This is a genomic window from Mesorhizobium temperatum, assembly GCF_002284575.1.
Lineage (GTDB): Bacteria > Pseudomonadota > Alphaproteobacteria > Rhizobiales > Rhizobiaceae > Mesorhizobium > Mesorhizobium temperatum.
On sequence record NZ_NPKJ01000033.1, the window covers coordinates 1 to 15,817 of the forward strand.

At 62.0% G+C, this 15,817-nt stretch carries 11 protein-coding genes; 2 read left to right on the forward strand and 9 right to left on the reverse strand.

Annotated features, from left to right (window positions below):
• From CIT26_RS09265 to CIT26_RS09280, 4 genes are all read right to left on the reverse strand, one after another.
• On the reverse strand, nucleotides 1-1,170 hold a 1,170-nt coding region (locus CIT26_RS09265; protein ID WP_095492301.1), incomplete at its 3' end, for an ATP-binding cassette domain-containing protein.
• A 1-nt stretch (nucleotide 1,171) separates the two neighbouring features.
• On the reverse strand, nucleotides 1,172-2,293 hold the full coding sequence (locus CIT26_RS09270) for an ABC transporter permease (protein ID WP_095492302.1): 1,122 nt from the start codon (nucleotides 2,291-2,293) through the stop codon (nucleotides 1,172-1,174).
• Nucleotides 2,286-3,209, reverse strand: a complete 924-nt coding sequence (locus CIT26_RS09275; RefSeq protein ID WP_095492303.1) for an ABC transporter permease subunit — start codon at nucleotides 3,207-3,209, stop codon at nucleotides 2,286-2,288. The genes CIT26_RS09270 and CIT26_RS09275 overlap by 8 nt, the downstream gene beginning before the upstream one ends.
• Nucleotides 3,210-3,371: 162 nt before the next feature.
• Nucleotides 3,372-4,964 carry a peptide ABC transporter substrate-binding protein gene (locus tag CIT26_RS09280; RefSeq protein ID WP_095492304.1) on the reverse strand — a complete coding sequence of 531 codons (1,593 nt, stop codon included), beginning with the start codon at nucleotides 4,962-4,964 and terminating at the stop codon, nucleotides 3,372-3,374.
• A gap of 403 nt (nucleotides 4,965-5,367) precedes the next feature.
• Here CIT26_RS09280 and CIT26_RS09285 point away from each other — a divergent pair, with 403 nt between their 5' ends.
• Both CIT26_RS09285 and CIT26_RS09290 read left to right on the forward strand, forming a co-directional pair.
• The gene (locus CIT26_RS09285; RefSeq protein ID WP_245319308.1) at nucleotides 5,368-5,817 is read left to right on the forward strand and encodes a TadE/TadG family type IV pilus assembly protein; all 450 of its coding nucleotides are present in this window, start codon (nucleotides 5,368-5,370) and stop codon (nucleotides 5,815-5,817) included.
• Nucleotides 5,818-7,593, forward strand: a complete 1,776-nt coding sequence (locus CIT26_RS09290) for a pilus assembly protein TadG-related protein (protein WP_245319297.1) — start codon at nucleotides 5,818-5,820, stop codon at nucleotides 7,591-7,593. It abuts the gene before it with no gap.
• An 18-nt stretch (nucleotides 7,594-7,611) separates the two neighbouring features.
• Here CIT26_RS09290 and bglA read toward each other — a convergent pair whose 3' ends face one another.
• The 5 genes from bglA to glgC form a co-directional block, all read right to left on the reverse strand.
• Entirely contained in the window at nucleotides 7,612-9,237 is a 1,626-nt protein-coding gene (gene bglA / locus CIT26_RS09295; RefSeq protein ID WP_095492306.1) for a beta-galactosidase BglA, read from the reverse strand.
• Nucleotides 9,227-11,239 carry a glycogen debranching protein GlgX gene (gene glgX / locus CIT26_RS09300; protein ID WP_095492358.1) on the reverse strand — a complete coding sequence of 671 codons (2,013 nt, stop codon included), beginning with the start codon at nucleotides 11,237-11,239 and terminating at the stop codon, nucleotides 9,227-9,229. The genes bglA and glgX overlap by 11 nt, the downstream gene beginning before the upstream one ends.
• A 217-nt stretch (nucleotides 11,240-11,456) precedes the next feature.
• Nucleotides 11,457-13,085, reverse strand: coding sequence for an alpha-D-glucose phosphate-specific phosphoglucomutase (locus CIT26_RS09305; RefSeq protein ID WP_095492307.1), 1,629 nt, complete (start codon nucleotides 13,083-13,085; stop codon nucleotides 11,457-11,459).
• A gap of 3 nt (nucleotides 13,086-13,088) precedes the next feature.
• Entirely contained in the window at nucleotides 13,089-14,534 is a 1,446-nt protein-coding gene (gene glgA / locus CIT26_RS09310; protein ID WP_095492308.1) for a glycogen synthase GlgA, read from the reverse strand.
• Between the two features lie 3 nt (nucleotides 14,535-14,537).
• Nucleotides 14,538-15,803: a glucose-1-phosphate adenylyltransferase gene (glgC, locus tag CIT26_RS09315; protein WP_095492309.1), complete on the reverse strand. Its 1,266-nt coding sequence runs from the start codon at nucleotides 15,801-15,803 to the stop codon at nucleotides 14,538-14,540.
• Nucleotides 15,804-15,817 lie beyond the last annotated feature (14 nt).

Sequence of the window (15,817 nt, forward strand, 5' to 3'; positions counted from 1 at the left end):
CAGAAGCCCTTCGGTGATGACCTGGCCGACGGTCATGCGCGGCGACAGCGAACCGAACGGGTCCTGGAAGACCAGCTGCAATTCGCGCCGCAGCGGCCGCATGGCCTGACGGTCGGCGGCGGAAATATCGCGATCGCCAAAGCGGATGAGGCCGTCGCTTGGCAGCAGCCGCAGCAAGGCCCGGCCGAGCGTCGATTTTCCCGAACCCGATTCGCCGACGATGCCGATGGTCTGGTTTTGTTTCAGCCGGATCGAAATGCGATCGACTGCGCGCAGGATCAGCGGCTCGCCGGCGAGAAACCCGCCGCCGATCTTGAAGGTCACTTCGACATTTCTGCCTTCGAGCAGAACGGGCGCATTTGGCGGTGGCGGCGCCTTGGTTCCGGTCGGCTCGGCGGCCAACAGCATCTTGGTATAGGCATGCTGCGGGTTGACAAAGATTGCTTCCGCCTCGCCCTCCTCGACGACTTCGCCGTAGCGCATGACATAGACGCGGTCGGCAAAGCGCCGGACAATGCCGAGATCGTGGGTGATGAAGACGATCGCCATGCCGAGCTTGCGCTGCAGTTCGGCAAGCAGCATGAGAATCTGCGCCTGGATCGTCACGTCGAGCGCCGTCGTCGGCTCGTCGGCGATCAGTATGTCGGGATCGTTGGCCAGCGCCATGGCGATCATCACCCGCTGTCGCTGGCCACCCGACATTTCGTGCGGATAGGATTTCATCCGCCGCTCGGGATCGGCAATATGGACCAGACGCAAGAGCTTGAGCGCCTCTTCGCGTGCTTGCGCCGCGCCAAGCCCGCGATGCCGGCGGATCGGTTCGATCAGCTGATTGCCGATCGAATAGAGCGGATCGAGCGAGGTCATCGGCTCCTGGAAGATCATGCTGATCTTGCGGCCGCGGATCTGATTGAGCTCGGACTTGCTTAGGGTCAGAAGGTTGCGGCCGCGATAGTCGACGACGCCTGTCGCCTCGCCGTTCGAGGCCAGCAGGCTCATCGCCGCCATCATCGTCTGGCTCTTGCCGGAACCGGATTCGCCGACCACGGCAACGGTTTCGCCTGCATTGACGTGGATGCTGATGCCTTTGACGGCTTCGACCGCGCCATCGAGCGTTCTGAAGCGGACCCGAAGGTCCTTGACGCTGAGGATCGTTTCGGAAGCGACCATCTCAACGATCCCTGGGGTCGAGCGCATCGCGCAGGCCGTCACCGACGAAATTCAACGCGAACAGCGTCGAAACGAGAAAGAAAGCAGGGAACAAGAGCAGCCAGTTGGCGGTGCCGATGTTCTTGGCGCCGGTCGAGATCAGCACGCCCCAGCTGGTCATCGGTTCCTGGACGCCGAGCCCGAGGAAGGACAGGAAACTCTCCAGGATGATGACATGCGGCACCAGCAGCGTCATGTAGATGACCACCGGGCCAAGCAGGTTGGGAATGACGTGGCGGATCAGGATGCCGCGCTGGCCGATGCCCATCGCCTCCGCCGCCTGGACATATTCCTGCCGCCGGATCGACAGCGCCTGACCGCGCACGATGCGCGCCATGTCGAGCCACAGCACGGCGCCGACCGCCAGGAACATCAGCACGAAGTTCCGGCCGAAGAACACCACGAGCATGATCACGAAGAAGATGAACGGCAGCGAATAAAGCACATCGACGATGCGCATCATCACCTCGTCGACCTTGCCGCCGGCAAGGCCGGCCGTAGCGCCGTAGAGCACGCCGATAACGCCGGCGACGACCCCGGCGAGCAGGCCGATGGCCAGCGAGATGCGCCCAGCCATCAGCGTTCGCGACAGCAGATCGCGGCCGGTATTGTCAGTGCCGAACAGGAAATACTGCTGCCTGATCGAAGCGCTCATCACCGCTTCAAGGCCGTCAGGCGATTTATCCTCGATCTTTGTGTCATCGAAGGCATCCGAACGGTCGAGGTAGCGGACATTGCGGTCGTCGATCGGCTTGGGCGATGTGACGGTGACGAAGATGCGGTTGCCTTCCTGCCGCCACTCCTTGATGTCGACACGCATGCGCTTGATCGCCTCATTGAGCGCGGTTTCGACCATGTCGGCCTTCGGATAGGCCGAGAAGCTCGGCGGCGTGCGCACATGGTCGGCGTAGATGGTGGTGTATCGATGCGGCAGCAAAGACGGCCCGAACACGCTGATGACGGCGATGAAGGCAAGATAATACAGGCTGAACATGGCGGCGCGATTGGCCTTGAGCCGTGCCCAGGCATCGCCCCACAGGGAGCGGCCGACGACGGCCGGAGCGGTGGCTGCGATGTCAGTCATAGCGCACCCTGGGATCGACGAAGGCATACATGACGTCGACGATCAGGTTGAAGATGATGGTGAACAGCGCGATCACCACCACGGTGCCCATGACCAGCGTGTAGTCGCGGTTGAGCGCGGCATCGACGAAATAGCGGCCGATGCCGGGAATAGAAAAGATCGTCTCGACGATGATCGAACCGGTGAGGAGCGCGGCAGCCGCCGGGCCGGTGAAGGAGACGATCGGCAGTATGGCGCCGCGCAGCGCATGCTTGACGATGACCGACCAGTCCGACAGGCCGAGCGCGCGTGCGGTGCGGATGTGGTGAGAGCGCAACGATTCGATCATCGAGCCGCGCATCAGGCGGGCGACGATGGCAATCTGCGGCAAGGCGAGCGTCAGCACAGGCCCGACCTTGTTGAGCAGGGCGCCATCGCCCCAGCCGCCGATCGGCAGCAGTTTCCAGGTCAGACCGAACAAAAGCTGGATCACCGGCGCAATGACGAAGGTCGGGATGGTGCTGCCGGCGGCAGCCAGCGCAATCACCGAGTAGTCGGCAAGCTTGTTCTGGTTGAGCGCGGCGATGGTGCCGAGGAGGCCGCCGAGCAGCAGCGCCAGGATCAGGGCCGAGGCGCCGATCTGGATTGAAACGGGCAGGCCCCTGGCAAACAATTCGGTGACGGTGAAATCCGGCATGTTGTAGCTCGGACCGAAATTGCCGCGCAGCAGATTGCCGAGATAGTGGACATATTGCAGCCAGAGCGGGTCATTAAGGCCGAACTGCGCTTCAAGATTGGCCTTGATCTCGGGGCTCAGGCCCCGCTCCTGATTGAACGGGCCGCCAGGCGCGACACGTATCAGGAAGAACGCCATGGTCACGATGACGAACAGCGTCGGGATGGCGGTCAGGAGCCGCCGGAATACGTATCGTAGCATCGGTTCCCCGCTTTGCTGGCAAACCGGAGCCGCCGCCCCTAACGCATGACCCGAACCGAAGGTTCGGAAAGGATCACGCGCAAAATCAAGGCGTTACAGCGCCGTGTGCGCGTCCCGAAGGACGCGCGGCGCTGTAAAGGAGCGGCAGTCCGGCCAAGGAGATCAGTCCTTGGAGATGAAGCGGGACGGATGCACGTCCATAACGTTGTCCTCGAAGCCATGAAGCTTCGGAGAAACGATATCCTTGTAGCTATAGTAGAGGAGCGGGATGTTGCCGACCTCGTCGACGAGGATGCGCTCGGCCTCGGCGAGTTCTTTCATGCGCTCTTCGGGCTTGCCGCCGGCGGCGGCCGCCTCGTCCATGGCCTTCTCGAATGTCGGGCTGTTGTAGCCCGAATAGTTGTTGCCGCTTGCCTTGCGGGAGATGCCGAGGAAGGTTTCCGGATCCTTGTAATCCGCAATCCAGCCGGCACGCGCCACGTCGTAGTCGCCCTTCTGCTCAAGGAAGGAGTAGTGGGTCTTGGTGTCGGTGTTGAGCAGCGTGACTTCGACGCCGAGCGGCTTCAACTGCTCCTGGATGGCGACCGCAGTGTTCTTGTGGTTTTCCGACGTGTTGTAGCGGATTTCCATCTTCAGCGGTTTCTCGGGCGTATAGCCAAGCTTCTCGAGTACCTTCTTGGCCTCATCCTCGCGGTCGATCTGCGACATGTCCGCGTATTTGGCGATTGCCGGCGTATAGCCCTCAATGCCTGGAGGCACCATCGAATAGCCGGGCAGCATTGAGTTCTGCCAGACCTTTTCGGCAAGGAAATCGCGGTCGACTGCCATGGAGATGGCATTGCGCAGTTCGACGTTGTCCCACGGGGCCTTGTCGGTCTTGATCGCAAAATAGTAGGTGCCGAGGTAAGGGCCGACGCGAATCTGATCGCCAAACTTGGCCTTGAGGTCGGCGAGCTGCTCGGTCGGGAGGTCGTCGTAGCTGTCGAGTTCGCCGGCCTCGAAGCGCTTCATCGCCGACGAACGATCTTCGGTCGGGATGTAGTTGACGACGTCGAACTTGACGCTTGCAGCATCCCAGAATTTCGGATTCTTGACCAGTTTGATGTGGTCGTTGGGGACCCACTCCTCCAGTGTAAAGGCACCGTTGGAGACCAAATTGCCCGGTTTGATCCAATCGGCGCCGAGCTTGTCAATAGAGGCCTTGCTGACCGGAAAGGTCGCCTGGTGGGTCAGCATTTCGAGGAAATAGGGCGTGGGCGCCTTCAGTGTCACTTCCAGAGTGTTTGCATCGATTGCCTTGACGCCCATCTCCTCGGGCTTCGCCTTCTTGGTGTTCACCTCCTCGGCATTCTTCACGGGATAGAGCATCGAGGCGTATTCGGCGCCGGTGGCCGGATCTTCCAGCCGTTGGAAAGCGTAGACGAAGTCATCTGCCGTCACCGGAGCACCATCCGACCAGACGGCGCCCTTGCGCAGCTTGAAGGTGTAGACGGTGCCGTCGTCCGATACTGTCCAGCTTTCGGCGGCGCCCGGGATGAGGTTCGCCTTTGCGTCCTGCATGGTCAGCCCCTGGAACAGGTCACGCAAAATATTTGCTTCGTAGATTGTCGAGGTCTTGTGCGGGTCGAGCGACTCCGATTCGGCGGCGGTGCCGCGGTTATAAACGACCTCGGCGAAAGCCGGCGTGTAGAACGTGCCGGCGGCCAAGACCATGGTTGTGGCGAACACCGTCGCCTTCAGCATGTTTTTCAGCATGAAGTTCTCCCTGTCGAGGCGGCCCTTCAGCTACGCCTCTTGAGTGTTGACGCCCCGAAACCGATTAGATGGCCCCTTTGAGCGCGCCGCCGGTTCCCTCTCCGGCAGCTGGTGGCCAAACAGTAGCGTGGCAATTTTTTATTTCAACAGACTCGTGAGGTCACCCTAAGTAAGGCGCGCTGACAGCCACTTTCGCGGCCGCCAGAACAGCAGTCGAAACCATGGACTTGGCTTCGTTTCCCAACACTTCAAGCATTCGGTACCGGCAAGAAATCTGTCGTCTATTCCACTTTGCCGAAATGTCTTAAGCCGTCTTTAAGCAACCATCGGTTACAACTTCGCGGGCTTCGGTATGTCTCGATGGGCGAAGGAATTGAACAGCGCAGAAACTGAGACAATCTCTATAAGGCGGCGCAATACGGGCCAGCTAAGACTCAAATTATGCCAATTTAGAGAACAGTCCGGAACATCCGCCATTGAATTCGCGCTGCTTTCGCCCATTTTCATCTTGCTTTTTCTCGGAATGGTTGCATACGGTATCTATTTTGGTGCAAGCAACTCTGTGCAGCAAATCGCAGCGGATGCCGCCCGCACCGCGATAGCCGGGCTAAATGAAGGCGAGCGCCAGGCGCTGGTGACCAGTTTCGTCAACACCAATGCCGGCGGATATCCCTTCGTCGATTCCACCAAGCTGACCTATCAGGCAAAGGACAGCACGGCCGACGGAAACCAGTTCGTCGTGTCCATCCAATACGATGCCCGTAACCTCCCAGTCTGGAATCTGTTCCCGGCGCTGCCCATGCCCGGAACCACGATCTCACGCGAGTCGACAATACGGGTCGGAGGCATCTGAATGTCGGAAACTTTGCCGGGGAGGATCGGCCGGGTCGCCCGCTCGATGCTTGGCGACCTGAAGGCGAACTTCACCGTCATGACGGCGCTGTGCGCACCGTTCGCGCTGGCGCTGGCCGCCTTCGCCATTGATGAAGGCTCGATCTATGTGGAGCGCCGGGAGGCCCAGTCGCTGGTCGATCTTGCGGCAATCACCGCCGCCTCCAACATCAACAACATTGAGGCCGCCGTCGTGGCGACGCTCGGCGACAACGGAATGCCGGGTATCGTTGTTCAGAAGGCAGGGCAGACGATCGCCCCTGCCCTCGGAAAAACCGTCGTGTCGGTCACCGCCGGCCGATATTCACCAGAGTCGTCGCTCGGCGTCGACAAGCGCTTCGAGGCCGGCAAGACGCCCCACAACGCCGTCCATGTCACGCTGAAAAAGATTCCTGCCCGCTATTTCGCAAGTTCGCTTATCCCTACGCCGGTCATCGGCACCCAAGCGGTTGCCAGCGTAGCGCCGCAGGCGATGTTCTCAGTCGGGTCCAGGCTTCTCAGCGTCAATGGCGGCATCCTCAACGCTCTTCTCGGCAAGCTCCTGGGCGGCAACATCTCGCTCAGCGTCATGGACTACAACGCGCTGATCGCTGCCGACGTCAACCTGCTCTCGTTCTTCGACGCACTTGCCGTCCAGTTGCAGCTGACAGGTGTCAGCTATTCGGAGGTGCTGGCTTCGAAAGCGACGGTGGGCCAGATAGCGACGGCCATGGCTGATGTTTCACCCGTTGGCAGCACCAGCAAGCTTGCTTTGCAGACAATCGCGTCAAGGACCACCAGCACGGTCAAGATACCGCTCAATCACCTTGTCGACCTTGGATCAATGGGCCAACTGGGCCTCGGACAACAGTCGGCGGGTTTTTCCGTCGACGCTAGCGCAATGGGAATGCTGACCACCGCCGCTGCACTGGCAAACGGCTCGAAGCAGGTCGAGCTCAATCTGGGAGCCACCATTCCGGGGCTTACCTCGACCACGCTTGCCATCGCCATCGGCGAACCTGCGCAATTCTCGCCGTGGCTGACAATCGGCGAGAAGGGAGCCGTGGTGCGCACGGCGCAGACACGAATTAAGCTGGTTGCCTCCGTCGGCATCGGCAATTCGAATCTCGGAGGCGGCACCACTCTCCTGGCCGTCAATCTTCCGCTGCATATCGAAGTGGCCTACGCCGAGGCCAAGCTGACCGACATCAGCTGCCCGACGGGGCGCCCGGACAGTTTGGAGGTTTCCATCGCGGCGCGCCCGGGCGTTGCCTCGCTGCATCTTGCCGCCAGCGATGCCGACAGCAGCCCCATCGCCTTTGCCGATTTCAGCAATCCACAGTCGTTCTCTAATGCCCAGATCGCGGCAGTGAGGCTTTTGCTCATTCCATTGCTGTCGGTGAACGGGTCTGCAGCGCTTGATATCACCAACAACGATCCGACGACATTGACCTTCAACAGCACCGAAATCGCCAACAAGACGATAAAGACCGCTTCTACGAAAAACCTGACGCAATCCCTCACCACATCGCTTGTTGATGAACTGTCGCTCTCGATCAATGCGCTGGGACTAGGGCTGCTGAACGTAACCGCCCTGCTTGGAACGGTAAAGCCGGCGGTGATTGCGGCTCTGAACGCCGTGACGGCGCCGGTCGACGAATTGGTTTATAACGTGCTTGCGGCGCTGGGCGTGCATGTCGGCGAGGCAGATGTCCGGGTCATGGGCGCGACTTGCGGGCGCTCCGTGCTCGTTCAATGAGCTGACAAATGACCGACATCAGCCGGCTCGTCCGAGGAAGCAGCCCAAGGGCGGCAGCGACAGAATTTTTCCCTGCAAGGCGGCACCAGCACCAAGATCGATCGTCTCTGCGACATCGATACTCTGCGGCAACGGCCATTTGGCCGGCTCCTCGGCGAAATTGAAAAGGCAGAGCAGCTTCTCGCCGCCGCCTTCGCGAATGAAGGCAAGCACATCGCCCGCGGCATCGAGAAAGCGGATCGAACCCTGTACCAGCGCGGCATGCTGCCTGCGCAACGCCAGCATCGCGCGGTAGCTGGCTAGAACCGACTTTGCCTCGCCGTTCTGGACATCGACCGCGCGGGCGCGATGGCTTTCCGGGATCGGAAGCCACGGCTTGCCTGTTGAAAACCCGGCGTTCTCGGCGCCTTTCTCCCAGACCATCGGCGTGCGGCATCCATCCCTGCCCTTGAATCCGGGCCAGAAGCGGATGCCGTATGGATCGCGCAAATCCTCGAACGCCAATTCGGCTTCCTCCAGCCCGAGTTCCTCGCCCTGATAGAGGCAGATCGATCCACGCAGGCATGACAGCAGCGCGATCGAGAATTTCGCCACCGCCTCCGGATTGCCGCCGGGCCTTGTCCAGCGCGTCACGTGGCGCACGACATCGTGGTTGGAAAACGCCCAGCAGACCCAGCCGTCGGAGACAGCACTTTCGAACGCTTCGACGCATCCGCGCACGTGTGCGGCCGAGAATTGCAGTCCGAGCAGGTCGAATGTGTAGCACATGTCGAGCTTGTCGCCGCCGCTGGTATAGGCGGCGAGCGTCTGCAAGGAACGGGTTTCGTCGCCAACCTCACCGACAGCGGCGCGGCCCTCATATTCGTCGAGCAGGGCCCGAAAACGCTTGAGGAAAGCGAGGTTTTCGGGCTGCGTCTTGTCGAACAGATGCTCCTGATAGAGGTAGGGATTGGTTTCGGTATTGGTGTCGGCAACGCTCGATGCCAAAGGCGGATTGCTGCGCAGCCAGCGGTCATGGACATAGTAATTGACCGTATCGAGCCGAAACCCGTCGACGCCGCGCTCCAGCCAAAACCGCACCGTTTCCAGCAGGGCGTCCTGAACCTCCGGATTGTGGAAATTGAGGTCCGGCTGCGAGGCGAGGAAGTTGTGCATGTAGTATTGCCTGCGGGTCGCGTCCCACTCCCAGGCTGGGCCGCCGAAGACCGACAGCCAGTTGTTGGGCGCGGTGCCGTCAGGCCTCGGATCGGCCCAGACATACCAGTCCGCCCTGGGGTTATCGCGGCCCGCGCGGCTTTCGACGAACCATTCGTGCCGGTCGGACGAATGCGACAGGACTTGGTCGATAATGACTTTCAGGCCGAGACGGTGCGCCTCGGCGACCACCGCGTCGAAATCGTCTGATGTGCCGAACATCGGATCGACGGCTGTATAGTCGGATACGTCGTAGCCCATATCAGCCATCGGCGACTTGAAGAAGGGCGACAGCCAGACGGCGTCGGCGCCAAGCGATGCAACATGAGCCAGCCTTGAGGCAACGCCGCGCAGATCGCCGCTGCCGTCCCCTGTCGTGTCCTGGAAGGAGCGCGGGTAGATCTGGTAGATGACGCAGCCGCGCCACCACTCGCCGTTGTCACTTGCCACCGCCGTTCTCCTTTATCTGAGGTTGCGCGGCTTTGTGTTCGATCATGAAAATCAGCGTTCGCCCTGGCACCGGCCGTGAAATTCCTGCTGCGCCGCCCGGTGTTTCGATGGCTGGCTCCCAGCGAAATCCGTCGCGCTCCGGCAGCGTGAACATACACGTCCGGCGATCGCCATTGATGACCACGGCAAGGCGGCAATCATCGCCGCCGAGCATCATGACCAGGCGGTACCGCCCCGGATCTTGCCAGCCTGCCTCGTCGAGCGGCATGCCGGTTTCAGTGAGCCAGACGACGTCCGGTTTTTCTGATCCGGGCGGCGGCTCTCCGGTCAGGAAGCGCGTGTCGGAAAGCGCCGGCACGGACCGACGCATCGCGGCGAGCAAAACGGCGTATTGTTCCAGCGCCTGGTCGCGCCCGGCCCAGTCGAGCCAGGTGATCTCGTTGTCCTGCGCATAGGCGTTGTTGTTGCCCTTCTGGGTGCGGCCGAATTCGTCCCCGGCCGTCAGCAAGATCGTGCCGCGGGAGGCAAACAGCGTGGCCAGCAGCGCACATTGGTCATCGAAACGGTCCGTAACGATCGCCCGGTCGCCGGTCTCACCCTCGACGCCATTGTTCCAGGACAGGTTGTCGTCGTGGCCGTCGCGGTTCTGCTCGCCATTGGCCTCATTGTGCTTGTGCTCATAGGCAACAATGTCGGCCAGCGTCATGCCGTCATGCGCGGCGATGAAATTGACGCTGCGGCTTGTCTGCTGGCCTGCCTTGGCAAACACGTCGGAGGAGCCGGCAAGCCGGGTGGCGAGCGCGCCGACCATGCCGCTATCGCCGCGCCAGAACCGGCGGATGTCGTCGCGAAATCTGTCGTTCCATTCGAGGAAGGGCGGCGGAAAATTGCCAAGCTGATAGCCGTCCGGGCCGATATCCCAAGGCTCGGCGATCAGCACCCTGTCACCAAGGGCCGGGTCGCTCCGAATAGCCATGAGCAACGGTGCCGCGGCGTCGAATACGCCATCGACCCGACCCAGAATGGGCGCCAGATCGAAGCGGAAACCGTCGACGCCGGCACGGCAGACAAAGTGACGAAGCGTGTCGAGGACCATTTCCCGGACGACCGGATGATCGCAAGCGACGGTGTTGCCGGTGCCGGTGTCGTTAGCCAAGCTGCCGTCCGGCCAGTGCCGGTAGTAGGTGCGGCTGTCGAGCCCGCGCAGCGACAGCGTCGGCCCCAGCCTGTCGCTTTCGCCGGTGTGGTTGAAGACAAGATCGAGGATGACGCCGATGCCGGCCTCACGCAGCGTGGCGACCGTCTGCCGCAATTCTGCGAGACCGTCGGGCGCGAGGCGCGGATCGAGCGCCATGAAGGTCACGGGATTGTAGCCCCAGGCATTACGCAGCCCGAGCGCCGGCAAATGCCGCTCATCGATCGATGCCGTCACCGGCATCAGTTCAACCGCCCCGACTCCGAGCTTTTTCAGGTGCTCGACGATGGCCGGATGGGCAAGGGCTGCAATTGTCCCGCGCTGGGGCTTCGGGATGTCCGGATGCAGCATGGTGAAGGCGCGCACCGGTACTTCGTAGATCAGACCACCGGGCTGGAATAGCGGCGGCAAGGCAGGTACCGGTTGCGGCAGGGTAGCGGCAATCGCCTTCGGCAGCAGCGGCGCGGTGTCGGTGCCCTCGCCCCGACGCGCGGCGAGCCTGCCGTCATAGACATAGGGCCTGTCGACCTCGACGGCATAGGGGTCGACCAGCAGCTTGTCGGGGTCGAACCAGAGCCCTTTCTCGGGGGCATACTCGCCATCGGCCCGAAATCCGTATCGGGTGCCGGCGGCGAGGCCGGCAACGAAAACCGCGTGAAAGCCCTCGCCTTCCGGCTGGAGTTCGAGCCGGTCGATCTCCCGGGTTCCTTCATCGTCGAAGATCGAGACCCAGATGCGCCGAGCCGACGAAGACCATGCGGCGAAGCGAACGCCTTCTTTGGTGATGATTGCGCCGAGCTGGCTCACGCGCACTCACAACAGCAGATCGTGGACGGTTTGAGGGGTTGGCAGGTTGGCTCCACCTTTTCCCCTTGTGGGAGAAGGTGTCGCCGAAGGCGACGGATGAGGGGTGGTCCAGCCTGGCACCTACGACGATCCGTCCAACACCCCTCAACCGTCTCGGCGCTACGCGCCAATCCACCTTCTCCCACAAGGGGAGAAGGAAAGGTGCGCCGCGCCAGCTTCACGTAATCACGCTCGGCTTGACGCGGCCGGTGTGGCTACGAATCCCGGCGATATCATCGGCTGCCGCAATCAGATCGGCAAGCGCCTCCTGCGTGTCGAGATCGTGCCTGGACTTGTCCGGCTCGTAGCGCTCGATATAGACACGCAGCGTCGCCCCCGAGGTACCGGTGCCGGAGAGACGGAAGACGACGCGCGATCCGCCTTCGAATAGCACTCTGATGCCCTGGTTCCTGGCTATCGAGCCGTCGACCGGGTCGTGGTAGGCGAAATCGTCGGCGCTGGCGATCTTCATGCCGCGCACGCTGGTGCCGGGCAAGGAAGCGAGTTTCGCCCGCAATTCGTCGACCAGCGCATTGGCCCGGTCGGTCTCGATCTCCTCATAGTCATGGCGCGAGTAGTAATTGCGGCCATAGGCGGCCCAGTGCTCGGTGACGATCTGCTTGGCGCTTTCGCCGCGGGCAGCGAGGATATTGAGCCACAAAAGCACGGCCCACAGCCCGTCCTTTTCGCGGACATGGTTGGAACCGGTTCCGGCACTTTCCTCGCCGCAGATCGTTGCCATGCCGGCATCGAGCAGATTGCCGAAGAATTTCCAGCCCGTCGGCGTTTCATAGATGCCGATGCCGAGCTTTTCGGCGACGCGGTCGGCTGCACCGCTGGTCGGCATCGAGCGGGCGATGCCTTTCAGGCCGGCCTTGTAGCCCGGCGCCAGATGAGCATTGGCGGCGAGCATGGCCACCGAGTCCGACGGGGTGACGAAAATGCCTTTGCCGATGATCAGGTTGCGGTCGCCGTCGCCATCGGAAGCAGCGCCAAAATCCGGCGCATCCGGTCCCATCATCTCGTCATAGAGGTGCTTTGCGTGGACCAGGTTCGGGTCAGGGTGATGGCCGCCGAAATCCGGCAGGGGAACGAAGTTGCGGGCGGTGCCGTTCGGCGCGCCGAGCCGGTTCTCCAGGATCTCCTTGGCGTAGGGACCGGTCACGGCATGCATTGCGTCGAAGCGCATGCGGAAACCCGATTTGAACAGTGCGCGCAAGGCATCGAAATCGAACAGGCTTTCCATCAGCTCGGCATAATCGGCGACTGGGTCGACCACCTCGACCGTCATGCCGCCCGCCTCGACCGTGCCGACCGTGTCGAGATCGACCGTGCCGATGTCGGCGATCTTGAAGCTCGAAATCATCTTGGTCTTGGCGAAGATCGCCTCGGTCAGCTTTTCCGGCGCCGGCCCGCCATTGCCGGCATTGTATTTGATGCCAAAATCCTCGTGCGGGCCGCCCGGATTGTGGCTGGCCGACAGGATGATGCCGCCGAAGGTCTTGTATTTGCGGATGACATGCGAAGCGGCCGGCGTCGATAAGATGCCGCCCTGCCCGACCATCACCTTGCCGAAGCCATTGGCCGCCGCCATGGCGATGGCCTTCTGGGTGACCTCGCGATTGTAGAAGCGGCCGTCGCCGCCGATCACCAGGGTCTTGCCCTTAAATCCGTCCAGCGCATCGAAGATCGCCTGGATGAAGTTCTCGGCATAGTGCTCCTGCTGGAACACCGGCACTTTCTTGCGCAGCCCGGAAGTGCCGGGCTTCTGGTCTAAGTAGGGTTTGGTGGCGACGGTTCGTATCATGCGTCAGACAGCCCTTTTCGATAGCAGCAAGCGATAGAGTTCGAGGTATTTTTCCGCGCTTTTGTCCCACGACACATCGGCCTTCATGCCTTGCCGCTGCATCGACGTCCAGATCGTGGGGTTGGCATGCGCCTCGACCAGCCGGCGGATGGCGTGCAGCAAGGCGCCGGCATCGGCGGGCGCGAACTGGAAGCCGGTCGCCACACCTGCCGAAACGGCCGCTTCATTGGCGTCGATGATCGTGTCGGCAAGACCGCCGGTGCGGGCAACGACAGGCACGCAGCCATAGCGCAGGCCATAGAGCTGCGTCAGCCCGCAAGGCTCGAAGCGCGACGGGATGACGATGGCGTCACAGCCGCCCTGCATGGTGTGGGAAAGCGCCTCGTCGTAACCGACGACGACGCCGATGCGACCGCGATGGCGGGCGGCGGCGGCCAGCAGCGCGCCTTCGAGGCCAGCATCGCCCGACCCCAGGATCGCCAGGCGCGCACCCCTGGCAACGACCCCGTCGACGGCCGCTGCCAGTATGTCCATGCCCTTCTGCCAGGTGAGCCGGCTGATGACGCAGACGATCGGACTGTCGTCGCGGTCGAGATTGAAACGATCCTCGACGGCGGTCCGGTTGGGGTGCCGCGCCTTCAATGTCTTGGCCGTGTAGTTGGAGACCAGATGCTTGTCGGTTTCAGGGTTCCATATCTCGGTGTCGATGCCGTTGACGATGCCATAAAGATCAACGGACCGCATATTGACGAGGCCATCGAGCCCCATGCCGAATTCCGGCGAGCGGATCTCCTGCGCATAAGTCGGGCTTACCGTGGTGATGGCCCAGGCGGCCTGCAGGCCGGCCTTGAGGAAACCGACGCCGCCATAATATTCGACACCGTCGAGCGTCATGGCCGCCGCCGGCAAGCCAAGCTCGCCAAAGATGCCGGCGCCAAACTGACCCTGGAAAGCGAGGTTATGGACGGTGATCATCGACGGCGTGCCGACCGCCTTGCCGAAGCGCATGTAGGCCAGCGTCATCGCCGATTGCCAGTCATGGGCATGGACGATATCCGGCTGGTAGCCCGAGATGGCGCCGCCGGCGATGTCGCCGCCAACCTGGCTCAAGGCCGCGAAACGCCGCCAATTGTCCGGCCAGTCGGCGCCGGTAGCATTGCCATAGGGACCGCCGGGGCGATCGAACAGATGCTGCGCGTCGAGCACGAACAGGTCGAGCCCGGCAATCTGGACGGCATGGACCGAAGCCTTGCCGCCTTGCAGCAGCGGATATTGGTGAACGGGTTTTTTCTTCTTGAAGGCATCCATCACCTGGGGATAGCCGGGAACAAGCGTGCGCATCGTCACGCCCTTGCCCGCCAATGCGATGGGCAACGCGCCGGTCACGTCGGCAAGCCCGCCAGTCTTGATAAGAGGAAAAATTTCGGGCGTGACCGACAGAACCTGCATTCATTACAATCCCAGCTTGTCGATCATGGCCTGCGTGACGAGGCAGATGCCCTTTTCGGAAACGCGGAAGCGCTTGGCGTCGAGGACGGGATCCTCGCCGACCACGAGGCCTTCGGGAATCCTGACACCATGATCGATCACCACGCGCTTCAATCTCGCGCTGCGGCCGACCTGGCAGTCGGGCAGCATGACGACGTCCTCGAGCGTCGAATAGGAGTTGATGCGTGCGCCGGTGAAGATCAGGCTTCGCTTCAGCGAAGCGCCTGAGACAATGCAATCTCCCGAGACGAGCGAGGATACCGCCGAGCCGCGGCGGCCATCCTCGTCATGCACGAACTTTGCCGGCGGCTTCAGCTCGGCATAGGTCCAGATCGGCCAGTCGCGGTCGTAGAGGTCAAGCTCCGGCGTGATGTCGGTCAGGTCGATATTGGCTTCCCAATAGGCGTCGACGGTCCCGACATCGCGCCAGTAGGCTTCGTTCTCTGCGGTCGAGCGCACGCAGGATTTGGCGAAGCGATGGGCGATCGCCTTCCCGTGCTCGACGACATAGGGGATGATGTCCTTGCCGAAGTCACGGCTTGAGCCCGGTTCGGCCGCGTCGCGACGCAGTTGCTCCATCAGGAACTTGGTTTTGAATACGTAGATGCCCATCGAAGCCAGGGCAAAATCCGGCTTGTCGGGAATGCCGGGCGGATCGGCGGGTTTCTCGATGAAGGAGATGATGGTGTCCTTCTTATCGACATGCATGACGCCGAAGCCGGTCGCCTCCATGCGCGGCACTTCGAGGCAGCCGACGGTGACGTCGGCGCCAGCGTCGACATGCTGGCGAAGCATCAGCTCGTAATCCATCTTGTAGACGTGATCGCCGGCCAGGATGACCATGTATTCGGGGCCGTAGGCCTCGATGATGTCGATGTTCTGGTAGACGGCATCGGCCGTCCCCTCATACCATTGCGTTTCCGATACGCGCTGGCTGGCCGGCAGGATGTCGAAGCTCTCGTTGCGCTCGGGCCGCAGGAAGTTCCAGCCGCGCTGCAGGTGGCGGATCAGCGAGTGTGCCTTGTACTGGGTGGCGACGCCGAGGCGGCGAATACCGGAATTGAGCGCATTGGAGAGCGCAAAATCGATGATGCGCGTCTTGCCACCGAAATAGACCGCGGGCTTGGCGCGCCGGTCGGTCAACTCCCTCAGGCGGCTGCCACGGCCGCCGGCCAGAACATAGGCCATGGCATCGCGCGCCAGCGGCTGGGTCCGTTTTATCTCTGCCATTTTTATCCTCCCAA